Below are 25,741 nucleotides of genomic sequence, written 5' to 3'. Positions count from 1 at the left end.
TTCCGAATCCGGCGGCGATCCGAGCCGCTGAATCAGCAAATCGTCCCCAAAGTGGTTGTGAAGTGAACAGTATTGCGCCTAAGCCACAGAAGACAAATGAGAACCCAAGCATGAGCGGCACCCTGTACCTGATCCCCAACACCCTGGGCAAACGCGACGAGTTCGACCCGCTGGCGGATGTCATTCCGGCGGGCGTGCAGCAAATCACTGCCAGCCTGGACTACCTGGTGGCGGAAAACGCCAAGACGGCACGCGCCTTCCTGAAGAAACTCAGCGAAACCTGCCCCCTGGCCAAACCGATCCAGCAGATCGAGATCCGCGAGCTCAATGTCAATACGCGGGAAGGCGAACTGGCCGCGCTGCTGGCGCCGATCCGCGAAGGGCGCGACGGCGGCCTGCTGTCGGAGGCCGGCGTGCCGGCGGTGGCCGATCCCGGTGCCAACCTGGTGCGCCTGGCTCACACCAAGGGCGTGCGCGTGCGCCCCCTGGTGGGCCCGAGCTCGATCCTGCTGGCCGTGATGGCGTCGGGCCTCAACGGCCAGAGTTTTGCCTTCAACGGCTACCTGCCGGTGGACGCCGGCGAGCGCGCCAAGCGCCTGCGCGAGCTGGAGCAGCTATCGCGCAAGGCACGCCAGACCCAGGTCTGGATCGAGACGCCTTACCGCAATGGCCCCTTGCTGGAGGCCATGCGCCAGCATTGCGCAGGCACCAGCCTGCTGTCGATCGCAGTAGACCTGACCCTGCCAAGCGAGGCCATCGTCACGCTGCCCATTTCCGATTGGCGCCCGGAGCGGCTGGCGCTGAACAAGCGCCCGGCCATCTTTTCACTGCTGGCAGCCTGAGCTGCCTGCCGGCAAGCGAAAAAAATGAACAGAAAATGGGGCGTTTCCGCCCCATTTTCTGCACCGAGCCGGCTTGCTTGTCTAGTGCATGGCCTGCACGCGCGTGCCGAACAACATGGTCTTCATCGCCGCCGTGCCCATCGCCGCGCCGAAACGCTTGGCCACTCGCTCCGCGATGTTCTCCTTGACGGTGTAGTCGACAATATCCCCGGCCTTGAAGAGATCCCGCGCCACATAGTCCGCATTGCCCAGGCCGTCGGCCAGACCCAGCTCAACGCTGCGCTCGCCGGACCAGAACAAGCCGGAGAACAGATCCGGATCATCCCTCAGGCGATCGCCACGGCCTTCCTTGACCACGTCGATGAACTGCTGGTGGATCTGCTTGAGCATGGTTTCGGCGTATTGCTTCTGCCGGGGCACCTGCGGCGAGAACGGGTCGAGCATGCCCTTGTTGGCGCCGGAGGTATAAAGCCGGCGCTCCACACCCAGCTTGTCCATCAGGCCGGTGAAGCCAAAGCCGTCCATCAGTACGCCGATCGAGCCCACGATACTGGCCTTGTCGACATAGATCTTGTCGGCCGCCGCGGCCACGTAATAGCCGCCCGAGGCGCAAATCTCCTCCACCACCACATAGAACGGCTTGGCGGGATAAAGCGTGCGCAGGCGGTGGATCTCGTCATTGATCATGCCGGCCTGCACCGGCGAGCCGCCCGGCGAGTTGATCTTGAGGATGATGCCAGCGGCATTGGTATCGGCAAACGCAGCCTGCAGGGCCGCGTTGATCGATTCGGCGCTGGCCGGCGTCCCGGCAGCGATCTCGCCGTCGAGCGACACCATCGCCGTGTGGCGACCGCTCGTGGCAATCGTGCCGTCGCCCTTGAAGTCGAAAACAGCAAGGAAAATCAGCGCTAGCAGGGCGAGCCCGGCAAAGCGGAAGAATATGCGCCAGCGGCGTGCCGCGCGCTGCTCGCGCAGCGTCGCCATCAGCACCCTCTCCAGCACATCCCGCTCCCAGCCAGTCCCCGTGGGGACCGGGCCGACGTCGCGGCCGGCCAAGCGCGCCTTGCGCTGACTGGCTTCCTTCTGCGAAGCAGCATCGCCGGCACGCAGCTCTTGCTCCAGCGGGAAATCCGCCTGCGAGGCGGTTTCCAGCCGGTCATCCCCCGCCCCGGACGCCCCGGCGCCGGCAGGAGCCGCCGGTTCCTGCGCCTTGCCGGATTCGTCCTGCGGCGGTTTTTGCTGTTCAGTCATGCAATTGGCTCTTGATTATGAATAGATAGGCTGGCCGGGCGCCGCGTCTGCCGGCTGCCCGCTAGCCCGCGGGTGCTTCGTATGGACTTTCCGGCAACCAGTACACATCGCCGTCGCGCTCTTCGACGCGCAGCTTGGACAATGAAGCGCCCCGACAAGGGCCGCCCACGCACAAGCCACTATCCGGTGCATAAACCGCGCCATGTGTCGCGCACATCAAGTATAGGCCCGAGGACTCGAAAAACTGTCCCTCCTGCCAATCGAGCTCCATCGGCACGTGGGCGCACTGGTTCAGGTAGCCATGGACGCCCCCCTCAAAGCGCACGACAAACGCGCTCAACGAGCGCCCACCAACCTCGACCACGAAGCGGACCCCGGCGCCACCTTCAGCCAGGTCTTCGGCCGCGCACAGGCGGCGCTCGCCCGTCATCCCCGGGCCCATGGCGTCAAGCATGCGTCAGCAGCCAGTCCTTCAGGTCGGCGATGGACGACGCGCAATGCAGCGGCGCCATCGCGCGCAGGGCGTCCGCGGGATGGGCGCCATAGCCTACGCCGATCCCCGCCGCGCCGGCATTGGCCGCCATCTGCAGGTCATGGGTGGTATCGCCGATCATCACCGTGCGCTCCATATCCTGCCCAAGCTCGCGAGTCAGCTCTTGCAGCATGGCCGGGTGAGGCTTGGAGAAGGTCTCGTCGGCGCAACGCGTGCCGTCGAACAGGCGCACGAGGCCGGTCGCCTCCAGGGCGCGCTGCAGGCCGACGCGGGTCTTGCCCGTGGCCACACCAAGGAAATAGTGCTCGGCGTGCAGGGCTTCCAGCATCTCGCGCACTCCGTCGAACAACACCAGCTCGGCGTCGCGGGTCAGGAAGTGGAAGCGGTAGCGCTCGGCCAGCTTGGGATAGTCGACGGGATCCAGCGTCGGTACGGCGTACGACAGCGCGTCCTTAAGTCCCAGTCCGATCACGTGGCTGGCGGCACTGTCGTCGGGCACCGGCAGGCCAAGGTCGCGGCTGGCCAGCTGGATGCACTTGGCGATGGTCGGGGTGGAATCCATCAGGGTTCCATCCCAGTCGAACACGATCAGGTCGAAGCGTTGCCTGGCCATTTATATCCTCGTTAGCGCCTTAGTCAGCGGCGCGCTGGTTACGGGCTTGCTGCAGGAACGCTTCGCACTCCGGCGGCATGGGTGCAACGACAGTGGTGATTTCACCACTTATCGGATGCGTAAATGTCAGGCTGTGCGCGTGCAGGAACATGCGCTTGAGCCCGGGATTGGCGCCGCTGCGGGCCAGCGCTTTGTTGAGGGCGTAATCGCCGTATTTCTCGTCGCCGAGAATCGGGAAGCCCGCATGCGCCAGGTGGACCCGGATCTGGTGGGTCCGCCCGGTCTTCAGCTCGGCCTCGAGCAAGGTGTAGCCCGGCATCACCTCCAGCCGGTTGAACACGGTATGCGCGGCAATCCCGTCTTCCTGCACCCGCACGCGGCGCTCGCCTTCCGGGGTGGTGTACTTATATAGCGGGAACTTCACGTGCTGCCGGGCGTTCTCGAAATGACCAGCCACGCAGGCGAAGTAACGCTTGTCGAGTGCACTGCCGCGCATCTGCTCGTGCAGGTTCACCAGCGCCGTGCGCTTCTTGGCCAGCACCAGCAGGCCGGAGGTTTCGCGGTCGAGCCGATGGACGAGTTCCAGGAATTTGGCCTGTGGACGCGCGCGCCGCAACTGCTCGATCACGCCGAACGCCACCCCGGAGCCACCATGCACGGCGACCCCGGCAGGCTTGTTGATCACCAGCAGGTATTCATCCTCAAAGACCACCGGGAAGCTGGCCGGCGGTACGAACTTGCCGGCATCCGGTGCCGGAGCCGCCACACGCATGGGCGGAATCCGCACCACATCGCCCAGCTGCAGCCGATAGGTGGCATCGACCCGCCCCTTGTTTACGCGCACTTCACCCGACCTCAGGATGCGGTAGACATGGCTCTTGGGCACCCCTTTCGAGAGCCTCAGGAGGAAGTTGTCGATGCGCTGGCCATCGGCTTCGTCGCCAATCGTTACGTACGCCACCTGGGGGCCGGCCGCGGCGGGCCGCGCCTCTTTTTCAATTTGATGGCGTAACTCATTCATTTTCAATATAATTTCCTCGCTGTCCCGGCCAAAGACCGGTAGCGCAAGTCAGGTGTAGGCGATTCGTCGTATTTTACACTTCGGGTTGCCGCCAGCCCTGCCAGCCTCCCGCTTCTTTGCGTACCACGCGAGCCCCGGGCTGGTGAATGGCAGCAAAAAACGCAGCACGCACGGTATCGCCCGCGCAGGAAGTCGCCCAAAGGCAACTTCGGCGCTGATGGCGGTCACGTGGGAATAGAGTGTTCAGGTAGAACAGAATTTGATAGTGGATGCCCACCCGGCATCCGCTCTGGTGAGAGAAGTCCCGCCCGCACCGGGAAACGGTGCCGCCGGCATGCTTCCAACGCCACCTGACTGGTTATACCGGCGCCCGGTCGCAGAACTCCAAGAAGCAGTAGGTGCGCCCGCCAGGAGATGTCAGGTAGCGAAGCAGCATTGCCGTGACGACAAACTTGCTCTTTGACGCGTCTAGCCCTTCCGCGGCCGGCCGCGGTGTGATGGCGCCCCTTCGCGCCCGCACCGCCGCCATGCCAGCCGGAAACCCGCTGGGTCGCTGCGCAGAGCAGCACACCGGCGTTCTCTCCGACCATGCGGACGGCGCTTTCGACGTCGTTACCTCTCTTTCACCCGTGCCCAGCCGGCCGCGCTCATTTGCGCGACGGCGCTTTCGGCAATTCTCGCGCCCTCACTCGCTCCCTCGCGTGCTCCACGGAACGCCGCGGGCACCGCATGCCGGTGCAATCCGCGGCATTGAGTGAGGTAATGCGATGAAACGCATGCTTTTCAACGCGACGCAGCAAGAAGAACTGCGCGTCGCCATCGTCGATGGTCAGAAACTGATCGACATCGACATCGAAGCCGCCGGGCGCGAACAGCGCAAGGGCAATATCTACAAGGGTGTCATCACCCGGATCGAGCCCTCGCTGGAAGCCTGCTTCGTCAACTACGGCGAAGAACGCCACGGCTTCCTGCCCTTCAAGGAAGTAGCACGCGCCTTTTTCAAGGAAGGCGTGGACGTGCGCAACGCGCGCATCCAGGACGCACTGCACGAAGGCCAGGAACTGATCGTCCAGGTAGAAAAGGAAGAGCGCGGCAACAAGGGCGCTGCGCTGACCACCTTTATCTCGCTGGCCGGCCGTTACCTGGTGCTGATGCCCAACAACCCGCGCGGCGGTGGCGTATCGCGCCGCATCGAGGGCGAGGACCGCCAGGAACTGCGCGAGACCATGGGCCAGCTGGCCGTGCCCGAGGGCATGAGCATCATCGCCCGCACCGCGGGCATCGGCCGCTCCGCCGAAGAGCTCCAGTGGGACTTGAACTACCTGCTGCAACTGTGGAAGGCCATCGACGGCGCCGCCGGCGACAACAAGGCCCCGCTGCTGATCTATCTCGAGTCCAGCCTGGTGATTCGCGCGATCCGCGACTACTTCCAGCCGGATATCGGCGAGATCCTGATCGACACCGACGAAATCTACGAGCAGGCCCGCGCCTTCATGAGCGTGGTCATGCCCGACAACATGAACCGCGTGAAGAAGTACCGGGACGACGTCCCCCTCTTCTCGCGCTTCCAGATCGAGCACCAGATCGAGTCGGCTTATTCGCGCATGGTGATGCTGCCCTCGGGCGGCGCCATCGTGATCGACCATACCGAAGCCCTGGTGTCGGTGGACGTGAACTCGGCCCGCGCCACCAAGGGCGCCGACATCGAGGAAACCGCGCTGCGCACCAACCTCGAAGCCGCCGACGAAATCGCCCGCCAGTTGCGCCTGCGCGACCTGGGCGGCCTGATCGTGATCGACTTCATCGACATGGAAGCCAGCAAGGCCCAGAAGGACGTGGAAACGCGCCTGAAGGATGCCCTGCGCCATGACCGCGCCCGCGTGCAGATGGGCAAGATCAGCCGCTTCGGCCTGATGGAGCTGTCGCGCCAGCGCCTGCGCCCGTCGCTGTCGGAAGGCTCGCACATCACTTGCCCGCGTTGCAACGGCACCGGCCATATCCGCGATACCGAATCCTCCGCCCTGCAGGTCCTGCGCATCATCCAGGAAGAAGGGATGAAGGAAAACACCGCCGCCATCCACTGCCAGGTACCGGTGGAAGTGGCTGCGTTCCTGCTCAACGAGAAGCGCCAGGACATCAACCTGATCGAGATGCGCTTCAAGGTCAACGTACTGCTGATCCCCAACAAGCACCTGGAGACCCCGCACTACAAGCTGGAGCGCCTGCGTCACGACGACCCGCGCCTGGAAGACAGCATGGCCAGCTACAAGATGGTCGAGGCTGCCGCCAAGGAACTGGAAGCCGACACCAGCTACAGCAGCCGCAAGAAGGAAGACGCCAAGCCGCGCCAGGAAGCTGCCGTCAAGGGCATCACCCCGGAACAGCCGGCGCCCGTCTCCGTGCCGCGCGCCGAACGCGCCCCGCGCCCGGAGGCAGCCGCAGCAGCCGCACGTCCGGTGCCGGCTACCCAGCCCGTGGTCGGCGGTGGCTTTATCGGCTGGCTGAAGAACCTGTTCGGCGCCAAGCCCGCAGCACCCGCCGTCGAACCGGCCAAGCCGGTTGACGCGGAACAGCGCAGCGGTGAGAGCCGTCGCGAGCGCGGCCAGCGTGGCGAACGCGGCGAAGGCCGTGCCCAGCGCGGCGAACGTGGTGGCGAGCGCAGTGAACGCGGCGGCGAGCGTGGCGAGCGCCAGGGCCGCGGCCAGCGTGGCGAGCGCGCCCCCCAGGAACGTGGTGAGCGCACCGAGCGCACGGACCGTGGCGAACAGCGCACGGAGCGTGGCGAGCGCGTCGAAGCGCGCGGTGAACGTGGCGAGCGTGGTGAGCCACGCGGTGAACGCGGCGAGCGCAGTAGCCGCGCCCCGCGCCAGGCCGCACTGGAAGTCCAGCCGGCCCGCCAGCCCGAGGGTGCACCGTCCGAGCGTACGGAAGGCCGTGGCGAAGGCCGCCGCGACCGCAACCAGGAACGCCGCGAGCGCCAGCGCGACCGCCAGCGTGAACGAGCAGACGCGCCGCGCGAAGGCGAAGCCGCCGAAGGCCTGGCTGCCGAAGCCGTAGCCGCGACCGCAGCCGCTGTCGTAGCAGCACCGGCCGTAGCCGCAGCGTTTGCCCCGCACGACGACGCCGACAACGCACGCACCGACCTGCCGGAAGGCACGGAAGGCACGGAAGGCACCGAGAACGGTGAAGGTGAAGAACGCCGCCGCCGCAATCGCCGTGGCCGCAACCGCTATCGCCGCGAACGCGATGACAGCGTCCAGGCAACCGAAGGCGCGGAAAGCGCTGAAGGCGAGTACACGGCGGAAGTGCGCGAAAGCACCCAGGCCGCCGCCCCGGCTGTTGTCGCCCAAGCGCCCGCGGTCGAAGCCGCTGCCATGACGGTTGCCGAAGCCGCGCCGAGCGCTCCGGCCTACCAGCCCGCCGAAGCAGCTGCCGTGGCGCAACAGCCCTTGGCACTGCCGGCAGAGCCGGTGTTCGTGCAAGCCGCGCCCATCTCGGCGCCGGTCGCTGCACCGATCGTTGAAACGGTTGCCGAGCCGGTGGCTGAACCGGTGGTTGAAACGGTCGCAGCAAGCCCGGCCGCCTACCAGCCGGCACCGGCTCCGGTTGTGGCGGAAGCTATCGTGGAAGCCCCTGCTGTCGTGGCGCCTGCCATTGAAGTGCCGGCAGCAGCACCCGCGGCCGCACCGGCACCCGTGCCGGCCGCAGCCCCGGTGGCAACGGTAGCCCCGGTAGCCGCGGTGGCAGTCGAAAGCCTGCAACCCATGCTGGCTTCGGCTGGCCTGGAGTGGGTCAACACCGACACCAGCAAGCTGCGCGCCGCGCAGGAAGCGGCTGCCAGCATCCCGCCGGCGCCGCGCGTGGTGCGGGAGCGCAAGCCCCTGCCGCCGCTGCCTGAAGGTCCGATGATCCTGGTCGAGACCGGTGGCGATACCGCGCAGACGACGCCGCAGAAGTAAGCGGCACCCTCTCGGGGTAGCAAGGAAAGGGACGGCGATGCCGTCCCTTTTTCATGCCCGCGGGCTATGTCCCGGGTGATGCCGGCGGTACCATGCCCGGCTCGGCTAGAATAACAAATAGAGGGCACCCGAAAGATGGTGCCCGGAACGGGCGTTGCTCGCCCCCACGCATCCGCGCTGGCGCCTAGAGCCCCCGTCACCTGCACTGCCACGCCCCCAGGCCATGACCGAATCCGTCATCCCCATTTTCGACCTGCGCGACCATCGCTACCGCTCGATGACGCCAAGCATTCCGGCTGTGCTCGCCGCACCGTCCGGGCTGGTTGCCGATACGCGCGGCCGGCCGCTGCATGATTTGCGCATCTCGGTCACGGATCGCTGCAATTTCCGCTGCGTCTACTGCATGCCCAAGGAAGTGTTCGACAAGGACTACACCTTCCTGCCGCACTCCGAGTTGCTGAGCTTCGAGGAAATCGAGCGCGCCGCCCGCCTGTTTGTTGCGCACGGGGTGGAGAAGATCCGCCTGACCGGCGGCGAGCCGCTGCTGCGCAAGAACATCGAGAAGCTGGTGGAAATGCTGGCGCGCATCGAGACGGTGTCGGGCAAGCCGCTGGACCTCACCCTCACCACCAACGCCTCGCTGCTGGCCCGCAAGGCGCGCGCGCTGCGCGATGCCGGCCTGACGCGGGTGAGCGTGAGCCTGGACGCCATCGACGACGCCACCTTCCGCCGCATGAACGATGTCGACTTCGCGGTGCGCGATGTGCTGGACGGCATCGAGACCGCGCAGGCCGTCGGGCTGGCGCCGATCAAGGTCAACATGGTGGTCAAACGCGGCACCAACGACGGGGAAATCGTGCCGATGGCCACGCATTTCCGTAACAGCGGCATCATCATGCGCTTTATCGAGTTCATGGACGTGGGCGCCAGCAACCACTGGCAGATGGACGAGGTACTGCCCTCGGCCGAAGTGGTACGCCGCATCCACGAGGCATTCCCGCTGGAAGCCATCTCCGCCAACTATAGCGGCGAGACCGCCGAGCGCTGGCGCTACCGCGACGGCGCCGGTGAGATCGGCGTGATCTCCAGCGTGACCCACGCCTTCTGCGGGGACTGCAGCCGCATCCGCCTGTCGACTGAAGGCCGGCTCTACCTGTGCCTGTTCGCCACCGAAGGCTACGACCTGCGAGCGCTGCTGCGCGGCGAGCACAGCGACCTGGAAATCTCGAATGCCATTGCCGGGGTCTGGCAAGGGCGCACCGATCACTACTCGGAACAGCGCAGCGACCCCGCGGTGCGGCAGGCACGCGCCGAGAGCAAGATCGAAATGTCGTATATCGGCGGCTGATGGCAGCCGCCCCGCCCAACCCAGCTCCCTACCCTCCCATCCCCCAATGATTTCTCGCGAAGACATTACCGGCCTGATCCTCGCCGGCGGCAGGGGTAGCCGCATGGGCGGCACCGACAAGGGTCTGCAACCGTTCCGGGGCGCGCCCATGGCGATGCATACGCTGATGCGCCTGTCTGCGCAGACCGGCGGCATGTTGATCAACGCCAACCGCAACCTGGCCGCGTATGAGTCTTTCGGCGTGCCGGTGGTCACCGATTCGGTGCCGGACTTCGCCGGACCCCTCGCCGGCATGCTGGCCGGGCTGGAGCAATGCCAGACGGGCTGGATGCTGAGCGCCCCCTGCGACTCGCCTTTCCTGCCATCCGACCTGGCCACGCGCCTGGCGAGCGCGATCGATGAGCAAGGCGCCGAGATGGCCATCCCCGTCACCATCGACGCGGATGGCCGCCGGCAGGTCCAGCCGGTGTTTTGCCTGATGCCGGCCACGGCGCTCGACGGCCTGGTGGCTTTCCTCAACGGCGGCGGCCGCAAGATCGAAACCTGGGCCGCCTCGCACCGCCTGGCCGAGGTGCTGTTCGAAGACGCCGGCGCCTTCGCCAATATCAATACCCTGGATGAGTTGCGCACGCTCGAAGCGCGCTGACAACTTAAGCCAGGCCGCTGCCCCGGGAACGGTCCATGCCATCACTACAATCCGTCATTTCCTGCCTGTCCGACTACGATCCCGGTGCGTTGCCGGTGGCGCAGGCCAACCAGATCATCGGCGAGGTGGTCGAACCGGTGCGCGGCACCGAGCAGGTCGCCCTGCGCACGGCGCTCGATCGCGTGCTGGCCGAAGACGTCATCTCCACGCTGGACGTGCCGGCGCACGACAACTCCGCCATGGACGGCTATGCGTTCGCCAGCAGCGAGCTGGCCGCCGGCGGCAACGTGACCTTGACGGTGGTCGGCAGCGCCTTCGCCGGCGCTGCCTGCGAGCAAGCGGTGGCACGCGGGCAGGCGGCGCGCATCATGACCGGCGCCATCATGCCAGCCGGCTGCGACACCGTGATTCCCCAGGAATTCGTCGACATCCAAGGCGAACAGGTTCGCTTTGAGGCCAGGGCGGTACGGGCCGGCGACAACCGCCGCCTGCGGGGCGAAGACCTCGCCATCGGCCAGCCGGCGCTGGCCGCCGGGCGCATCCTGCAGCCAGCCGACCTTGGGCTGCTGGCATCGCTGGGCGTGGCCGAAGTCAAGGTGCGGCGCCGCCTGCGCGTGGCGTTCTTCTCCACCGGCGACGAACTGCGCTCGATCGGCGAGACGCTCGACGCCGGCTGTGTCTACGACTCAAACCGCTACACGCTGCACGCCATGCTGCGGCGGCTGAACGTCGACCTGATCGACATGGGCGTGGTGCGCGACGATCCCGCCGCGCTGGAAGCGGCGTTCCGCAGCGCGTGCGAAAACGCCGACGCGGTCATCACCTCGGGCGGCGTATCGGTGGGCGAAGCCGACTACACCAAGCAGATCATGGCCCAGCTTGGCGATGTGACCTTCTGGAAGATCGCCATGCGCCCCGGCCGGCCCATGGCCTTCGGACGCATTGCCTCCCACGGCCACCAGGCGCTGCTCTTCGGCCTGCCGGGCAACCCGGTGGCGGTCATGGTGACGTTCTATCATTTCGTGCGGGCCGCCCTGCACCGCCAGATGGGCGCGAAGGTGGCGCCCCTGCCACTGATGCGCGTGCGCAGCGCCCAGGCGATCCGCAAGAAGCCTGGCCGCACCGAGTACCAGCGCGGCATCCTGGCGCCGGCCCCGGAGGGCGGCTGGAAGGTGAGCATCACCGGGCAGCAGGGCTCGGGCGTGCTGCGCTCGATGAGCGAGGCCAATTGCTTCATCGTGCTCGGGCATGAACAGGGCATGGTCGCGGCGGGCGATGAGGTCGAGGTCATGCTCTTCGACGGGCTGATGTAGGGGGTGCCCTCACTGCCCCCTTCATGGCGCCCTTGTTGGCTCCCACCAGGGCCGCCACGGTGCGCCGGCTTCACCTTTGTGTCGTTTTTGCGCAGCAGATTTGCCCGGGTTTAGCAAGCAGATCGGCGGTTTTCCATACCCCGCGAGTGCCGGACTATGCGCCGCCTCCCCCATTGGATACACTTGCGCAACATTACTTTGCTTACTGCCCAAGCTGTCATGAATCAGGAGATTGCGTACCTCCACCCGGTCAAAACCGCCCGCGCGCTCGTGCTCGTGTACCTGTGCTTTTCGGTACCCATCGTCTCGCTGGGCCTGTTCGTGGCCTTTATCCGTTATGGTGACCTGCCCGGCATCACCGTCTTCACGGCACTGATTCTCAATGCGCTGATCGGCTTTGGCCTGCTCTGGCTGGCCTGCAAGGCCTACAACTGGGTGGCAGCGCGTTTCGGCGGCATCGAAGTGACGATCCGCGACCTGTCCTGAAACAGCCAGCCGCCAGAAAGTAAAAAAGCGCATCGAATCGATGCGTTTTTTTTTGCTCGGCTTTTTGCGTCTCAACCGCCTGCGGCCTCGTCATCCGCCACGGCGGCCAAGCCCAGCAGTTCCTGCGCGTTCTCGCCCGGCAGCGCCTCCACGGTGCGCAGCTTGCGCTCCATCTGGCGCGTACGCACCTCGGCCTGCTCGATGTTGCGGGCAGCGCGCTCCAGCGTGTCGCGGGTCTTGGCCAGCACATCGCCGAACTTGCCGAACTCGGTCTTGACCGCACCCAGCACCTCCCACACTTCGCTCGAACGCCGCTCCAGCGCCAGGGTGCGAAACCCCATCTGCAGACTGTTGAGCAATGCGGCCAGCGTGGTCGGCCCGGCTACCGTGACGCGGAAATTGCGTTGCAGCAGGTCGGCCAGCCCGGGGCGCCGCAAGACTTCGGCATACAGCCCCTCGGTGGGCAGGAAGAGGATGGCGAAGTCCGTGGTAGCCGGCGGCGACACGTATTTCTCGGAGATCGTCTGGGCCTCGCGCTTGATCGCGGCTTCCAGTTCGCGCCCGGCCAGCACAACGCCATCGACATCGCCGCGCTCCTGCGCGTCGAGCAGGCGCTCGTACTGCTCCTTCGGAAACTTGGCGTCGATAGGCAGCCATACCTGCCCGCCGTCAGCGTCCTTGCCCGGCAGGCGAATCGCAAACTCCACGCGCGCACCGGTATTGCGCACCGTCTCCACGTTCTTGGCGTACTGCTCGGCGGTAAGCACCTGCTCGAGCAGCATCTCCAGCTGCACTTCGCCCCATGTCCCGCGCGACTTGACATTGGTCAGCACCCGCTTGAGGTCGCCCACGCCCTGCGCCAGCGCCTGCATTTCGCCAAGGCCCCGGTGCACCTGCTCGAGCCGGTCCGAGACCAGCTTGAAGGACTCGCCCAGCCGCTGCTCCAGCGTGGCGTGCAGCTTCTCGTCGACGGTGCGGCGCATCTCCTCGAGCTTGGCCGCGTTGTTGACCTCGATCTCCTTGAGCCGCTGCTCCAGCGTGGCGCGCACCTCGCCCAGGCGCCGCTCGTTGCCCTCGGACATCTGCGCCAGTTGCTGCTGCAGCCCGTCGCCGAAACGGCGCAGCGCGCTGCCTTGCTCGTCGCGTGCCTGCTGGCCCTGTTGCAGCAGGTTCTGCCGGACCTGCTCGAGCTGCTGGGCGTTGGACTCGGTCAGCTTGGCAAGCTGCTGCGCGAACATGTCGATCTGGTTGTTCTGCAGCGTGGCGATGCTGGTGAGCTGCGAGGACAGCGCCTGCTGGAAACGCATCATCTGCTGGCCGGCTTCGCCACGGCCGACGCGCGCGCTCTCGGTCACCTCGGTGCGCAGTTCGCGCTCCAGACGCTCATTGCCGCGCGCACCTTCGGCGCGCAGTTCGGCGAGCTGGCGCAGCAGCTCCGGGCCGGCGCCGTCCTGTGCGACACGCGGTCGCAGCAACAACACCACCAGCAGCAGCACGGCTGCCAGCGCAAGGGCCAGGGTCAACAGGGGAATCAAATTCATGAATGGGTTAGCAGGGGTTGGCAGCAAGAGAATCAGCGGCGGCGCGCCATCACTTCGGGATTGATCACCGAAGGCGGATGCCCTGCCTGCGGTCCCGTGTCGAGCGCGGCGATCAGGTTGTCGGCGGCGAGATCCGCCATGGCACGGCGGGTCTTCTCCGAGGCGCTGGCGATATGCGGGGTCAGCACCACATTGGGCACCGCCAGCAGGCCGGGATGGACCTGCGGCTCGCCCTCGAACACGTCGAGCCCGGCAGCGAAGATGCGCCGCTCTCGCAGCGCATCGGCCAGCGCGGCATCGTCGACCACGCCGCCACGCGCCAGGTTGACCAGCGTGGCCGACGGCTTCATCTGCGCCAGCTCGGCCGCGCCGATGCTGTGATGGCTCTGCGCGCTATAGGGCAGTACCAGCAGCAGGTGGTCAGACTGCGCCAGCAGCTCGGCCTTGCTGACATAGCGCGCGTTGAGCGCGCGCTCGGTTTCATCGGCCAAGCGGCTGCGGTTGTGATAGAGCACCGACATGCCAAACCCCGCCGCGCGGCGTGCAAGCGCCTGGCCGATGCGGCCCATGCCAAGGATGCCGAGCGTGCTGCGGTACAGGTCCATGCCGAGGAACATGTCGTAGCTCCACCGCTCCCACTTGCCGGCGCGCAGCCAGTGCTCGGACTCGGTCACGCGGCGCGCGGTCGCCATCAGCAAGGCCCAGCCGAAATCGGCCGTGGTCTCGGTCAGCACATCGGGCGTATTGGTGGCCACGATCCCGGCGGCGGTCAGCGCCGGCACATCGAGGTTGTTGTACCCCACCGCCATGTTGCAGACCGCGCGCAAGGCCGGCAGCCCGGCCACCAGCCCGGCATCGATGCGGTCCGCGGCATTGGCCAGCACACCGGACTTGCCGGCGAGGCGCGCCTTGAGCGCGGCGCCATCCAGCGCCACGTCCTGCTGGTTGTCGTCGACGTCGAAGTATTGCGCGAGCCGGTCGATCACCTCGGGAAAGACGGCGCGGGTCACAAGGATGGAAGGCTTGGTCATGCTCACACTCACACGTGGAAGAAGAGAAAGGTCATCACCAGGAACATCGGCACCAGCACGCAGATCGACCACAGCATGTAGCCGAAGAAGCTGGGCATGCGCACGCCGCGGCTCTCGGCAATCGCCTTGACCATCAGGTTGGGCGCGTTGCCGATATAGGTATTGGCGCCCATGAACACGGCACCGGCCGAGATGGCCGCGAGCGTCGAGGCGTCGCGCGTCATCAGCGTGGCGGGGTCGCCGCCCGCGGTGTTGAAGAACACCAGGTAGGTCGGCGCATTATCCAGGAAGGACGAGAGAATGCCCGTGGCCCAGAAATACATGCTGTCGATGGGCTGGCCGCCGGCATCGCTGACCATGCGGATCACGCCGGCGAAGGCGCCGTCGGTGCCGGCCTTGAGCATGGCGATCACGGGAATGATGGTGAGGAAGATCCCGGCGAACAGCTTGCCGACTTCCAGGATCGGTTCCCAGTTGAATTCGTTGCCCGTGCGCGCGGTGATCGGCGTGATCAGCAGGGACAGCAGCGCCACTGCCACCAGCAGCACATCGCGCACCGCCGCGGGCAGGCCGACCAGGGTGCCCATCAGGTTGAACTCGATGCCGGGCTTCCAGAGCCCGCTCATCAGCACCAGGCCAACCACCGCCAGCAGCAGCACGAAATTACGCTTGCCCTCGATGCGGATGCCCGCGGAGTCGGGCGTGGGATCGGCCGCTTGCGGCAGCTCTTCTTCCTTGTTCAGGTAGTAGTGGCGATCGACGAAATAGAAGATCACCAGCAGCGAGATGCAGATGAACAGCGTCTCGGGCAGGATGTTGCGCAGGGTCCAGAAAAAATCCACGCCTTTCAGGAAACCCAGGAACAGCGGCGGATCGCCCAGCGGCGTCAGCGCGCCGCCCGCATTGGCCGCCAGGAAAATAAAGAACACCACCACGTGCGCCACATGCCTGCGGTTGTCGTTGGCGCGCAACAGCGGCCGGATCAGCAGCATGGCGGCGCCGGTGGTGCCCATCAGGCTGGCCAGCACCGTGCCGAGCGCAAGCAGGCCGGTATTCAGGCGCGGCGTGCCGTGCAGGTTGCCACGCACGCAGATGCCACCGGCCACGATATAGAGCGCGGCGATCAGCGCGATGAAGGGGATGTACTCCGACAGCAACGCGTGCACGGCATTGGCGGCGGCGGCATGCACGCCGAAGGCCTGCGCGAACGGCACCAGGAACAGCACTGCCCAGCCTGCGATGATCTTGCCGTAGTGGTGATGCCAGAAGCGCGGCGCGATCAGCGGGAACAGCGCGATCGACAGCAAGGTGCCGGCGAAGGGCAAGGCCCACAGCGGCGACAGCGTGGCGCCATCGAGATCGGCGGCGTGTGCCAGGCTCGGCGCCAGCGAGAGCAACAGGGTGAACAACAACGGGGCCAGCAGGGATGGCAGTGCGGGGGCACGTCGCATCGGGCGGGGTCTCCTTGTATCGGATTGCGGCACCCGGGCCTGATGTTGGCCGCGAGCGGAGAAGGCGCACGAACCCGAGCGGCCCGGCGAGCGGGCCGCGGGCGCGTGGCGAGGCCCTCAAGTGTAAAGCAATCGCCGCGCGACTCCACCGATTCCGGACGCGCCGGCCAGCCGCGCTCAGTCTTGCTCGACCAGGATCACGTGCACGCGGTATGGGCCGTGCGCGCCGAGCACGATGGTCTGCTCGATGTCGCCGGTGCGCGAGGGCCCGCTGATGGTATTGGTGGCACGGGGCAACTCCCCGCGCTCGCTGCGCACCAGCGCGAAGGCGTCTTCCAGGCCATCGACGATGCGCGAGACCGGCACCACCGCGATATGTGTCTCGGGCAACAGCGCGGCTGACGCGAACGTCTGCGGGCCGGACAGCAGCATCAGCGAGCCGGTCTCGGCGATCGCGCAAAAACAGCCGGTGATGCCGACCATGTCGCCATGGTCGTGATCGGCCTGCGCATCGCGGATGGGTGGCCGGCACTCCACCGTCAAGCCCTGCCCTTGCCAGTCCAGCGCGGCCAGGGTGTCCCATGCCACGGCGCGGCGCCCAAGGCCGAGGCTGTCCAGGTAGCGCGCGGCCGCGGCCGGCACATCGGCCATCGTGGCCACCCGTTCCACCGTGGAGGCCATCTTCTGCGCCTGCTCGTGGAAGGCCTGGATCCGGTCCGCCGGCGCCAGCGGCCGGGGGCCGGCAGGATGGCGCGCGAGGTAATCGGCCACCGCGGCGCGCTCGCCGTTGCTCACCCCGGGCGCGCGGCCCTGGGCGGCGCGGATGCGGGCAAAGATGCGATCGCGGGCGGAGGTGGTATCCATGAGTCGATTTCCGGAGGTTGGATGCTTGGTGGCTTGGTGGCTTAGTGGATTTGGGGGCAGCGGCTGCGGCAGCGCGCTTGCATCAAGCGCTAGGCTGGCGCCTTGATGCCAAATACCTGCCGCAGGTACGCCAGGTAAGCGGGATCGTCGCACATGGTCTTCTCGGGCGTGTCCGACAGCTTGGCCACCGGCTGGCCATTGCAGCGGGTCATCTTGATGACGATCTGCAGCGGCGTGTAGCCGAGATCGTTGGTCAGGTTGGTGCCCACGCCGAAGGCAAGCCGGCAGCGCCCGCCGAAGCGTTCGTACAGCTCGATCACGCGCGGGATGTCGAGGCTGTCGCTGAAGATCAGCGTCTTGCCCAGCGGGTCGACACGGCCAGCGGCGTAGTGCGCCAGCATGCGTTCGCCCCAGGCGATGGGGTCGCCGGAATCGTGCCGCACGCCATCGAACAGCTTGCAGAAGTACAGGTCGAAATCGCGCAGGAAGGCATCGAAGCCATAGGTGTCGGACAAGGCAATGCCGAGGTCGCCGCGGTACTCCTTGGCCCACACTTCCAGCGCGAACACCTGCGAGTCGCGCAGCCGCGGCCCCAAGGCCTGGCAGGCCTGCAGGTATTCATGCGCCATGGTGCCGAGCGGGACCAGGTTGTGCAAGCGCGCGAAATGCACGTTGCTGCTGCCGGCCAATTGCGGACCGAGCACGCGCCGCATGGTCTGCAACACCTCCTCCTGCCAGTCGCGCGAGAAACGGCGGCGCGAGCCGTAGTCGGCGATCACGCAGTCGGCGTGGGCAGGCATCTTCAGCAAGGCCAGCTTGTCTTCCAGGCGCTTGCGTCCCTCGCTCCAGTCCGGCTGCGGCTGGGTGCGGCGGAAATAGACCTCGTTGACGATGGCCAGCAACGGCACCTCGAACAGGATGGTATGCAGCCACGGCCCGCGGATGGTGATCTCGATCTCGCCGCTGCCGCAGGCCGCGGGCTTGATCGTCACGTATTTCTCGTTGAGGTGGAACAGGCCGAGGAAGTCGACGAAATCGCTCTTGATAAAGCGCAGCTCGCGCAGGTATTGCAGCTCGTCCGGCGTAAAGCGGACCTGGCACAGCTGCGCCACTTCGTCGCGTATCTCGTCCACGTAGGGCGTCAGGTCGACCCCCGCGTTACGGCATTTGAAGCGGTACTCGACCTGTGCCGCCGGGAAGTGATGCAGCACCACCTGCATCATGGTGAACTTGTACAGGTCGGTGTCGAGCAAAGAGGTAATGATCATGTCGGGCCAGACGGCAGTGCCGAGTCAGAGCGCCATGCTAACCGAAAGCGCGGCGCTCAGCCCATGAAGCCGCATCGGCCATGCCGGCCGGCCTCATGCGCCATCGAGGAAAGGATCGGGCTGGCGGCCCCGCGCGCTGCCGCGCAGGCACCAAAGGACCTGCCCGCGATAGCCGGGGCAGCCAATCAGCGTGGCCTGCGCCCGGGGCACATCGGCAGGCAGCGGTTCGGCGAAGGTTGCCGAATGGGCCGTGATGCGCTCCTGGTAGACCCGCTGCGTGCCGCGGCGGAACACCAGCACCTGGACCGGCGCGCCACGCTCGGGCTGCAGGCCGGCGTCGCACGGCAGGAACCCGGCCTGGCCGCAATTGGCCATGCCCTCCCCCGCCGCCTCGACTATCACGCCGAAATCGTCCCAATCGAAGCGCGCCAGCGCGCTCAGGGATACCGGCCTGTCGCTCATCGTGCGCCACGCCATCAAGCGGGCCACCACGCTGTCCGGGGGCCCGGCCTTGGCCAGCGTCTGCGCATGCGCGGCCGGCATGGCCAGCGCCGCCAGGCATAGCAAGGCGCTCGCCGCCCGGCTGAAACCGCGGCTGCGCGACGACTCCCGGGCGGGTCTGGGCATGACGCACTCCTCACTGGGTTAGGCACGCGGCAATACCGCGCAGGCAAGCTCAGGCAAGCTCAGGCAGCATACAACGCCAACGCCGCACCGGCCAGAAAAGCACATCGGCGGACACGACGCCGGCTGCCTTGGATCAAATGCACATAAAGAAATAAGAAAACTATCTGATCTGGCTATATAGAGCGACTACCCTTGCTTAATGGCTCAGCTACAATATCGGTCTTTGATAGGCCACGGCCTTCGCTCGCGCCGCGTATGGTGAACCCAGTGACTCCAGGGTAGGCCCGCACCGGCGTGATGAGCAAGGCACAACAGGCCAAATCCATTCCCATCGAAGCCGATCCTGTTTTTCTGGAACCGAAATGACTCACGTTGTCACCGAATCCTGCATCCGTTGCCGCTATACCGACTGCGTTGACGTGTGTCCGGTCGATTGTTTCCGCGAAGGCCCCAACTTCCTCGCCATCGACCCGGATGAGTGTATCGATTGCGCGGTGTGCGTGGCGGAATGCCCGGTCAACGCGATCTACGCCGAGGAAGACGTGCCGGGCGACCAGCAACAGTTCATCGACCTGAACGCCGAGCTGGCACGCAACTGGCCTTCCATCACCAAGACCAAGGCCCCGCTGGCCGAAGCCGAGGAGTGGAAGGACACGGCCGACAAGCTGCAATACCTGCAACGCTGATACCTGCAACACCAAAAGACAGGTCAGAAAGCCGTCCCCACCCACGCGCTTTCCCGCAATGCCGGGCACGCCTGTGCCCACAACGTATCAGGACGAATATGGACTTGAGCATCCCTAACCCCGTCGCCGACGCCACCAACCACGTTGCCGCCGGCAACGCTGGCGGCGGCCACCCGCTGGAAATCGATGCGCTGATCGTCGGTGCCGGTCCGGTCGGACTCTTCCAGGTCTTCGAACTGGGCCTGCTCGAAATCAAGGCGCACGTGATCGACTCCCTCAAGGTGGTCGGCGGCCAGTGCGTGGAGCTCTATCCGGACAAGCCCATCTACGACATCCCGGCCGTGCCCATCTGCACCGGCCAGGAACTGACGGACAACCTGCTCAAGCAGATCGAGCCGTTCGAGCCGACCTTCCATCTGGGCCAGGAAGTGGCTGTGGTGGAGCGCCGCGAAGACGGCCGCTTCTTCGTCGAGACCTCGCTCGGCACCCGCTTCATCACCAAGACCATCTTCATCGCCGCCGGCGTGGGCTCGTTCCAGCCGCGCACGGTCAAGGTGGACGGCATCGACAAGTTCGACGGCAAGCAGCTGTTCTACCGCGTGAAGGATCCGAGCCGCTTCCACGGCCGCAACCTGGTCGTGGTCGGCGGCGGCGACTCCGCGCTCGACTGGACGCTGGACCTGGTCGGCAAGGCCGAATCCGTGGTGATGATCCATCGCCGCGACGGCTTCCGCGCCGCGCCGGCATCGGTCGCCAAGATGAAGGACCTGTGCGAGCAGATGGAGATGCAGCTCCTGGTGGGCCAGATCAGCGGCTACGAGGAAAAAGAGGGCCTCCTTACCGAGATCAAGGTGACGGGCGCCGACGGCGTGACCCGCCGCCTGCCGCTCGACGACCTGCTGGTGTTCTTCGGCCTGTCGCCCAAGCTGGGCCCGATCGCCGAATGGGGCCTGGACCTTGAGCGCAAGCAGGTCAAGGTGGACACGGAGAAGTTCGAGACCAACATCCCGGGCATCTTCGCGGTGGGTGACATCAACACCTACCCCGGCAAGAAGAAGCTGATCCTCTCGGGCTTCCATGAAGCCGCGCTGGCCGCCTTCGGCGCCGCGCCCTACATCTTCCCCGAGAAGAAAATCCACATGCAGTACACGACCACCTCGCCGAAGCTGCACAAGATCCTCGGCGTCGATTCGCCGGTGTTCGACTGAGCCCGGCGCGCCTGGCAAAGTGCATGGAGAAAAAAATCGCCCTTCGGGGCGATTTTTTATGGCAAAAATCCGAAAGACCTTCTATAATGCGGCCCTGCCTCGGAACATCGGGGCGGAACCAGAAGTTCCGTAGCACCGCCAGCAAGAAATTGCAGCGCAGGTATTGACGGATAAACGAGAAACTGGTTAAAATCCTTTTCTCAGCTGTTCCCTGATAGCTCAGTTGGTAGAGCGACGGACTGTTAATCCGCAGGTCGCTGGTTCGAGCCCAGCTCGGGGAGCCAAAGAATGTGAAAGGCCCGCAAGAAATTGCGGGCCTTTTCCATTTGTGCATCGGATTTGTGCATCGGACTTCTTCGGTGCTTCGGGATCGGGATCGGGATCGGGACTGCCGCAGCCCAACTGCAGAACCGCTGCGGTTCCTAGCCCCGCAGCCACATCCCGCCCTGCACTATTGCCTACTCGATCGCAATGCTGTTCTGCTTGACCAGCCGCGCCCAGCGCGTCAGCTCGGTCTGCAGGAATTGCCCGAAGTCCTGTGGACTGCTGCCGACCGGCACCACGCCAAGATCCAGCAGCCGGGCATTGACCTTGGGATCGTTGACCGCGGCCCGCACGGCCGCCGCCAGCCGCGCCACCACTTGCGGCGGCGTTCCCTTGGGCACGAACAAGCCATTCCATTCCAGTACGTCGAAGCCCGCCAGCCCGCTTTCCACCAGCGTCGGCACGTCGGGCAATGCCGGCATGCGTTTGGCGGAAGTCACCGCCAGCGCCTGCAGCTTGCCGGCCTTCACATAGGGCAAGCCAGACGCCGCGTTGGCGAAATAGGCATCGACCTGCCCACCCATCACATCGGTCAGGGCCGGCGCGCCGCCTTTGTACGGCACATGCAGCAGGTCGACCTTGGCCTGGCTCTTGAGCAGCTCGCCGACCATGTGCGCAGGGCTGCCGGGCCCGTACGACGCGTAGGTCGTCTTGCCGGGATGCTGACGTGCGTAGTCGAGGAACTCGCCAACCGTCTTGTAGGGGGCGTTGGGCGGCACCACCAGGATATTGGGCGCCGTGACCGCCAGCGAGACCGGCAGGAAATCCTTGGCCACATCGAACGGCAGCTTGCGCAGCGCCGGATTGACGACGAAGGTGGACGCGTCGTACAGCACCACATAGCCATCGGCCGGCGCCTGGGCAACCGCCGCGGCGCCGATGGTGCCGCTGGCGCCCGGCTTGTTGTCGATCACCATCTGCTGCTTGAGCAGCACGCCCATCTGGGCGGTGATGACGCGCGCCGCATTGTCCGCGCCGCCGCCTGCTGAATAGGGCACCACGACGCGAATCGGCTTGGACGGATAGCCATCCACGGCCTGTGCCGCGACCAACGCCGGCAGGCCAAGGAGCGCGGTGGCGAGCCATGCGGCAAGTTGCCGGCGCCGGCCGGCATGGGCGACCGGGGCCGATGAGGCAAAACCCGCCGGGAAGGCAAGCGAAAAAGATGACAAGAAAGCAGGCACAAGTGATGGCACGCTAGCCGGCAAACCCCGCTGCATGGATCGTCTCCGAGTTATTTTTGTGGCACGGCAGGATGCCGCGCCGATGTGATTGCGCAAGCGTACAGGATGATGCCGTCGAGCGCCGCCTAAGCGCGCCTATGCGCGCCTATGCCTGGCCCCTAGGCTGGCGCGTGCCCTGAAGGTTGCCCGAACAGGCCGCACTCGAGATCGCTCTCGAATTCCTCGATCCAGCCGGGCCCTTCGCTCGCGTCATAGGCACTCTGCGCATCCGTCGCGGGGCGCCGCACGCTGACCTGGCGCGGCGCCGGGTCGCCGTTATCGGGCTGGAAGCCTTCGTCGGTGATCTCGAAGTCGTCCGGCACAAAGCCCAGCCGTGAGCAGACGGCCACGACCGCGCGTTGCTCGTCCTCGGGGAATTGGGAAAACAGATGCTTGGCCATTGCACTCTCCCATCAAGTCGAAGCGGCGCCGCATGCCACGCGGCGCCTTTGCCCTGCCCTGCCCGGCCATTCAATGCACGCTAGCGCGTGTGCCGGCTGTTGATGACCGCCTCGGCCACGCTCGCCGGGGCTTCCGTGTAGTGCTTGAACTCCATGGTGTAGGTGGCGCGGCCCTGGGTCAGGGACCGCAGCGAGGTCGAGTAGCCGAACATGGTGGCCAGCGGCACCTCGGCACGCACCGACTTGCCGCCGCCGCCCGCGATGTCCTCCATGCCGTGCACGATGCCCCGGCGCGACGACAGGTCGCCCATCACGTTGCCGGTGAATTCCTCGGGCGTTTCGACCTCCACTGCCATCATCGGCTCGAGCAGGATCGGCTTGGCGCGGCGCATGCCCTCCTTGAACGCCATCGAGCCGGCCATGCGGAATGCATTCTCGTTCGAGTCGACATCGTGATAGGAGCCGAATACCAGCGTGGCCCTGACATCCACCACCGGGTAGCCTGCCAGCACGCCCGACGCCAGCGTTTCCCGGATACCCTTGTCCACGGCGGGAATGAACTCGCGCGGCACCACGCCGCCCTTGATGGCATCGACAAACTCATAGCCCTTGCCCGGCGCCTGCGGCTCCAGATCGAGCACCACGTGGCCGTACTGGCCGCGCCCGCCTGACTGCTTGACGAACTTGCCTTCGATGTCCTTCACCCCCTGCTTGATGGTCTCGCGGTAGGCCACCTGCGGCTTGCCGACCGAGGCCTCCACGCCAAACTCGCGGCGCATGCGATCCACCAGGATTTCCAGGTGGAGCTCGCCCATGCCGGAGATAATGGTCTGGCCGGACTCCTCGTCGGTATGCACGCGGAACGAGGGATCCTCTTGCGCCAGGCGATTCAGCGCCAGGCCCATCTTCTCCTGGTCGGCCTTGGTCTTGGGCTCGACCGCCTGGGAGATCACCGGGTCCGGGAAGCTCATGCGCTCGAGGATGATCACGTGATCGGGATCGCACAGCGTGTCGCCAGTGGTCGCCTCCTTCAGCCCCACCGCCGCGGCAATGTCGCCAGCGCGCACTTCCTTGATTTCACTGCGCACGTTGGCATGCATCTGCAGGATCCGTCCCAGCCGCTCCTTCTTCTCCTTGACCGGGTTGTAGACCGTGTCGCCGGAGTTCACCACGCCCGAGTAGACGCGGAAGAAGATCAGCTGCCCGACGAAGGGATCGGTCATGATCTTGAAGGCCAGCGCGGAGAACGGCTCGTCGTCATTGGGATGGCGCTCGGCCTCCTTGTCGTCCTCGGTATGGCCGAGAATCGCGGGCACGTCCGCCGGCGACGGCAGGTAGTCGATCACCGCATCGAGCAGCGTCTGCACGCCCTTGTTCTTGAACGCGCTGCCGCACAGCATCGGCACGATCTCGTTGGCGACGGTGCGCTTGCGCAGCGCCGCCCTGATCTCGTCCTCCGTCAGCGGCTCGCCGCCGAGGTATTTGTGCAGCAGCTCATCGCTGGCCTCCGCCGCGGCCTCGACCATCTTCTCGCGCCACTCCTTGGCCAGCTCCAGCAGTTCGGGCGGCACCTCGCGATATTCGAAGTGCAGCCCCTGGCTGATGTCGTCCCAGACGGTGGCCTTCATCTTGACCAGGTCGATCACGCCCTGGAAGCCTTCCTCGGCGCCGATCGGTATCTGGATCGGCACCGGCGTGCCCTTGAGCCGGTCGGCAATCTGCGAGCGCACCCGGAAGAAGTCCGCGCCGACGCGGTCCATCTTGTTGACAAAGGCGATGCGCGGCACCTTGTACTTGTTGGCCTGGCGCCAGACCGTTTCCGACTGCGGCTGCACGCCGCCCACCGCATCGTAGACCATGCATGCGCCATCGAGCACGCGCATCGAACGCTCTACCTCGATGGTGAAATCCACGTGCCCGGGGGTGTCGATGATATTGATGCGATGTTCAGGATAATTGCCGGCCATCCCCTTCCAGAACGCCGTGGTGGCGGCCGAGGTGATGGTGATGCCGCGCTCCTGCTCCTGCTCCATCCAGTCCATGGTGGCCGCGCCGTCATGGACTTCGCCGATCTTGTGGTTGACCCCGGTGTAGAAGAGGATGCGTTCGGTGGTGGTGGTCTTGCCAGCGTCGATGTGCGCGCTGATACCGATGTTCCGATAGCGCTCGATGGGGGTTTTGCGGCTCACGGTGATCTCCTGGTAGGCATCACTCAAAAGAGTAACACTTCTACAGGCGCCGCATCGTACGGTAAGCCATGGGCGGCTTGCCGGGCCGCCACAGCCATTGGCGGCCCACGTCTCGCTGGCTCATCAGCCGGTAAAAAGTACCGCCCGCATCACGTTCACCCCGGATCGTTCCCCGCCGGGGCTAGGCGGCCAGCACGGCACCGAGGCCTGCGGCCCGCACAATGCCTCGGCCAAAGGTTGCAATGATGGAAGGCATGCTCATCATGACTTGAAATCCCAGCTCATCTGCTCGAGGATGCCGACGCCGCGCGAGGTGCGCATGCATTCGCTGACGTAGTCCGTGATCGACAAGGGCTCGAAATCGATCTCCTCCCGGATGCGCCCGTTGTCAAAGACATAGCCGAGCTCGGCAAAGCCCGCGTACAGCCGCAGCGCGCGCTCGATCAGGCGCCGGTTGCTGATGCGCTCCTTGCGTGCTACGTCGCTCGCCAGCGCGGGGAGTTCGCTGGGCGGGCATAGACGGTAGGCGGGCGCGTCCTCGCTCAAGGCTGCCTCGTCCATGGCGGCGATCACCTGCGCAATGGTTGGCGCGCGCGCTCCGGCCGAAAGATGGTAGGCATCGAAGCGCAGCTCGGGCTTTACCGCCAACTGCAGCAAGGCCCGCGCGCAGTCGTCCACGGCGATCACGTCGATGCGGGTATGCGGGCCCGCGGTATAGCGGCGCGACTGGTGGATGATCCGGAAAAGCCAGAAGATGCTGGCCGAGGGCTGCGTGCCCAGCACGGTGTGCCCCACCACGATGGAGGGGCGCGCCACCACCAGCGGCAGGTCGGGCAAGCTGTTGCGCAGCAGCACCTCCACTTCCTGCTTGCTGCGCGTGTAATTCCATTTCTAATTCAATAATGTAATAATAGGCACGTTCCTCGTGTAGAAGGATGTGCGATGGTTCGTAAAGC

General features: G+C 65.8%; 21 protein-coding genes, 1 tRNA gene and 1 pseudogene. 9 read left to right on the top strand and 14 right to left on the bottom strand.

Annotated elements, in window-relative coordinates; all coding sequences use genetic code 11:
• The first annotated feature begins 110 nt into the window (after nt 1-110).
• Complete coding sequence (locus ACGLHR_RS40020; RefSeq protein ID WP_318231401.1) at nt 111-842, top strand: SAM-dependent methyltransferase; 732 nt, start codon at nt 111-113, stop codon at nt 840-842.
• An 81-nt stretch (nt 843-923) separates the two neighbouring features.
• Here the strand turns inward: ACGLHR_RS40020 and ACGLHR_RS40015 are convergent, their stop codons facing one another.
• The 4 genes from ACGLHR_RS40015 to ACGLHR_RS40000 form a co-directional block, all read right to left on the bottom strand.
• The gene (locus tag ACGLHR_RS40015) at nt 924-2,093 is read right to left on the bottom strand and encodes a S49 family peptidase (RefSeq protein WP_400101152.1); all 1,170 of its coding nucleotides are present in this window, start codon (nt 2,091-2,093) and stop codon (nt 924-926) included.
• A gap of 61 nt (nt 2,094-2,154) precedes the next feature.
• The gene (locus ACGLHR_RS40010) at nt 2,155-2,547 is read right to left on the bottom strand and encodes a Rieske (2Fe-2S) protein (protein WP_318231403.1); all 393 of its coding nucleotides are present in this window, start codon (nt 2,545-2,547) and stop codon (nt 2,155-2,157) included.
• Nucleotides 2,540-3,199: an HAD-IA family hydrolase gene (locus tag ACGLHR_RS40005; RefSeq protein WP_400101150.1), complete on the bottom strand. Its 660-nt coding sequence runs from the start codon at nt 3,197-3,199 to the stop codon at nt 2,540-2,542. The genes ACGLHR_RS40010 and ACGLHR_RS40005 overlap by 8 nt, the downstream gene beginning before the upstream one ends.
• Before the next feature lie 19 nt (nt 3,200-3,218).
• Nucleotides 3,219-4,220 (bottom strand): RluA family pseudouridine synthase, encoded by a 1,002-nt coding sequence (locus ACGLHR_RS40000; RefSeq protein WP_267603791.1) that lies wholly within the window; start codon nt 4,218-4,220, stop codon nt 3,219-3,221.
• Nucleotides 4,221-4,987: 767 nt separating this feature from the next.
• Here ACGLHR_RS40000 and ACGLHR_RS39995 point away from each other — a divergent pair.
• The 5 genes from ACGLHR_RS39995 (at nt 4,988) to ACGLHR_RS39975 (ending at nt 11,972) form a co-directional block, all read left to right on the top strand.
• Entirely contained in the window at nt 4,988-8,179 is a 3,192-nt protein-coding gene (locus ACGLHR_RS39995; RefSeq protein ID WP_400101149.1) for an Rne/Rng family ribonuclease, read from the top strand.
• A 223-nt stretch (nt 8,180-8,402) separates the two neighbouring features.
• The gene (gene moaA, locus ACGLHR_RS39990) at nt 8,403-9,527 is read left to right on the top strand and encodes a GTP 3',8-cyclase MoaA (protein ID WP_400101147.1); all 1,125 of its coding nucleotides are present in this window, start codon (nt 8,403-8,405) and stop codon (nt 9,525-9,527) included.
• A 46-nt stretch (nt 9,528-9,573) separates the two neighbouring features.
• A complete protein-coding gene (gene mobA / locus ACGLHR_RS39985; protein WP_400101145.1) occupies nt 9,574-10,173 on the top strand; it encodes a molybdenum cofactor guanylyltransferase MobA in 600 nt (199 codons plus the stop codon).
• A 35-nt stretch (nt 10,174-10,208) separates the two neighbouring features.
• A complete protein-coding gene (glp, locus tag ACGLHR_RS39980; RefSeq protein WP_400101143.1) occupies nt 10,209-11,486 on the top strand; it encodes a gephyrin-like molybdotransferase Glp in 1,278 nt (425 codons plus the stop codon).
• Between the two features lie 219 nt (nt 11,487-11,705).
• Entirely contained in the window at nt 11,706-11,972 is a 267-nt protein-coding gene (locus ACGLHR_RS39975; protein ID WP_006158586.1) for a hypothetical protein, read from the top strand.
• Between the two features lie 71 nt (nt 11,973-12,043).
• On the opposite strand, the gene rmuC is transcribed toward ACGLHR_RS39975, so the two are convergent.
• From rmuC to ACGLHR_RS39945, 6 genes are all read right to left on the bottom strand, one after another.
• Nucleotides 12,044-13,513, bottom strand: coding sequence for a DNA recombination protein RmuC (gene rmuC, locus ACGLHR_RS39970; protein WP_400101141.1), 1,470 nt, complete (start codon nt 13,511-13,513; stop codon nt 12,044-12,046).
• Nucleotides 13,514-13,545: 32 nt separating this feature from the next.
• Nucleotides 13,546-14,544, bottom strand: coding sequence for a D-glycerate dehydrogenase (locus ACGLHR_RS39965; RefSeq protein ID WP_318231410.1), 999 nt, complete (start codon nt 14,542-14,544; stop codon nt 13,546-13,548).
• A gap of 8 nt (nt 14,545-14,552) precedes the next feature.
• Nucleotides 14,553-15,995 carry a sodium:proton antiporter gene (locus ACGLHR_RS39960; RefSeq protein WP_400101139.1) on the bottom strand — a complete coding sequence of 481 codons (1,443 nt, stop codon included), beginning with the start codon at nt 15,993-15,995 and terminating at the stop codon, nt 14,553-14,555.
• A 177-nt stretch (nt 15,996-16,172) separates the two neighbouring features.
• Entirely contained in the window at nt 16,173-16,859 is a 687-nt protein-coding gene (locus ACGLHR_RS39955; protein WP_400101138.1) for a lactate utilization protein C, read from the bottom strand.
• Between the two features lie 89 nt (nt 16,860-16,948).
• Nucleotides 16,949-18,127 (bottom strand): nicotinate phosphoribosyltransferase, encoded by a 1,179-nt coding sequence (gene pncB / locus ACGLHR_RS39950; protein WP_400101136.1) that lies wholly within the window; start codon nt 18,125-18,127, stop codon nt 16,949-16,951.
• A 93-nt stretch (nt 18,128-18,220) separates the two neighbouring features.
• Entirely contained in the window at nt 18,221-18,754 is a 534-nt protein-coding gene (locus tag ACGLHR_RS39945) for a hypothetical protein (RefSeq protein WP_400101134.1), read from the bottom strand.
• A 362-nt stretch (nt 18,755-19,116) separates the two neighbouring features.
• Here ACGLHR_RS39945 and fdxA point away from each other — a divergent pair, with 362 nt between their 5' ends.
• The 3 genes from fdxA to ACGLHR_RS39930 all read left to right on the top strand — a co-directional run bounded on the left by fdxA (nt 19,117) and on the right by ACGLHR_RS39930 (nt 20,932).
• Complete coding sequence (fdxA, locus tag ACGLHR_RS39940) at nt 19,117-19,440, top strand: ferredoxin FdxA (protein WP_267603796.1); 324 nt, start codon at nt 19,117-19,119, stop codon at nt 19,438-19,440.
• Between the two features lie 98 nt (nt 19,441-19,538).
• Nucleotides 19,539-20,648 carry an NAD(P)/FAD-dependent oxidoreductase gene (locus tag ACGLHR_RS39935; protein WP_400101132.1) on the top strand — a complete coding sequence of 370 codons (1,110 nt, stop codon included), beginning with the start codon at nt 19,539-19,541 and terminating at the stop codon, nt 20,646-20,648.
• Nucleotides 20,649-20,856: 208 nt separating this feature from the next.
• Nucleotides 20,857-20,932: transfer RNA gene (locus tag ACGLHR_RS39930), tRNA-Asn, on the top strand.
• Between the two features lie 174 nt (nt 20,933-21,106).
• Here ACGLHR_RS39930 and ACGLHR_RS39925 read toward each other — a convergent pair.
• The 4 genes and pseudogenes from ACGLHR_RS39925 to ACGLHR_RS39910 form a co-directional block, all read right to left on the bottom strand.
• Entirely contained in the window at nt 21,107-22,033 is a 927-nt protein-coding gene (locus ACGLHR_RS39925) for a tripartite tricarboxylate transporter substrate binding protein (RefSeq protein ID WP_400101155.1), read from the bottom strand.
• A gap of 281 nt (nt 22,034-22,314) precedes the next feature.
• Nucleotides 22,315-22,596: a hypothetical protein gene (locus ACGLHR_RS39920; RefSeq protein WP_400101131.1), complete on the bottom strand. Its 282-nt coding sequence runs from the start codon at nt 22,594-22,596 to the stop codon at nt 22,315-22,317.
• 80 nt (nt 22,597-22,676) lie between these two features.
• The gene (gene fusA, locus ACGLHR_RS39915; protein ID WP_400101129.1) at nt 22,677-24,785 is read right to left on the bottom strand and encodes an elongation factor G; all 2,109 of its coding nucleotides are present in this window, start codon (nt 24,783-24,785) and stop codon (nt 22,677-22,679) included.
• A 261-nt stretch (nt 24,786-25,046) separates the two neighbouring features.
• Nucleotides 25,047-25,667 (bottom strand): annotated as a pseudogene (locus ACGLHR_RS39910) (SDR family oxidoreductase); the annotation flags it as partial.
• Nucleotides 25,668-25,741 lie beyond the last annotated feature (74 nt).

This window comes from Cupriavidus sp. CuC1, from assembly GCF_044627735.1.
In the GTDB taxonomy this organism is placed as follows: domain Bacteria; phylum Pseudomonadota; class Gammaproteobacteria; order Burkholderiales; family Burkholderiaceae; genus Cupriavidus; species Cupriavidus ulmosensis.
Note: the sequence above shows the minus strand (reverse complement) of the source record. Positions and strands in the feature narration are given on the sequence as shown.

Coding starts and splice junctions, on each gene's coding strand:
- ACGLHR_RS40020 (WP_318231401.1), top strand. CDS start 111: ATGAGCGGCACCCTGTACCTGATCCCCAACACCCTGGGCAAACGCGAC.
- ACGLHR_RS40015 (WP_400101152.1), bottom strand. CDS start 2,093: ATGACTGAACAGCAAAAACCGCCGCAGGACGAATCCGGCAAGGCGCAG.
- ACGLHR_RS40010 (WP_318231403.1), bottom strand. CDS start 2,547: ATGCTTGACGCCATGGGCCCGGGGATGACGGGCGAGCGCCGCCTGTGC.
- ACGLHR_RS40005 (WP_400101150.1), bottom strand. CDS start 3,199: ATGGCCAGGCAACGCTTCGACCTGATCGTGTTCGACTGGGATGGAACC.
- ACGLHR_RS40000 (WP_267603791.1), bottom strand. CDS start 4,220: ATGAATGAGTTACGCCATCAAATTGAAAAAGAGGCGCGGCCCGCCGCG.
- ACGLHR_RS39995 (WP_400101149.1), top strand. CDS start 4,988: ATGAAACGCATGCTTTTCAACGCGACGCAGCAAGAAGAACTGCGCGTC.
- moaA (WP_400101147.1), top strand. CDS start 8,403: ATGACCGAATCCGTCATCCCCATTTTCGACCTGCGCGACCATCGCTAC.
- mobA (WP_400101145.1), top strand. CDS start 9,574: ATGATTTCTCGCGAAGACATTACCGGCCTGATCCTCGCCGGCGGCAGG.
- glp (WP_400101143.1), top strand. CDS start 10,209: ATGCCATCACTACAATCCGTCATTTCCTGCCTGTCCGACTACGATCCC.
- ACGLHR_RS39975 (WP_006158586.1), top strand. CDS start 11,706: ATGAATCAGGAGATTGCGTACCTCCACCCGGTCAAAACCGCCCGCGCG.
- rmuC (WP_400101141.1), bottom strand. CDS start 13,513: ATGAATTTGATTCCCCTGTTGACCCTGGCCCTTGCGCTGGCAGCCGTG.
- ACGLHR_RS39965 (WP_318231410.1), bottom strand. CDS start 14,544: ATGACCAAGCCTTCCATCCTTGTGACCCGCGCCGTCTTTCCCGAGGTG.
- ACGLHR_RS39960 (WP_400101139.1), bottom strand. CDS start 15,995: ATGCGACGTGCCCCCGCACTGCCATCCCTGCTGGCCCCGTTGTTGTTC.
- ACGLHR_RS39955 (WP_400101138.1), bottom strand. CDS start 16,859: ATGGATACCACCTCCGCCCGCGATCGCATCTTTGCCCGCATCCGCGCC.
- pncB (WP_400101136.1), bottom strand. CDS start 18,127: ATGATCATTACCTCTTTGCTCGACACCGACCTGTACAAGTTCACCATG.
- ACGLHR_RS39945 (WP_400101134.1), bottom strand. CDS start 18,754: ATGCCCAGACCCGCCCGGGAGTCGTCGCGCAGCCGCGGTTTCAGCCGG.
- fdxA (WP_267603796.1), top strand. CDS start 19,117: ATGACTCACGTTGTCACCGAATCCTGCATCCGTTGCCGCTATACCGAC.
- ACGLHR_RS39935 (WP_400101132.1), top strand. CDS start 19,539: ATGGACTTGAGCATCCCTAACCCCGTCGCCGACGCCACCAACCACGTT.
- ACGLHR_RS39920 (WP_400101131.1), bottom strand. CDS start 22,596: ATGGCCAAGCATCTGTTTTCCCAATTCCCCGAGGACGAGCAACGCGCG.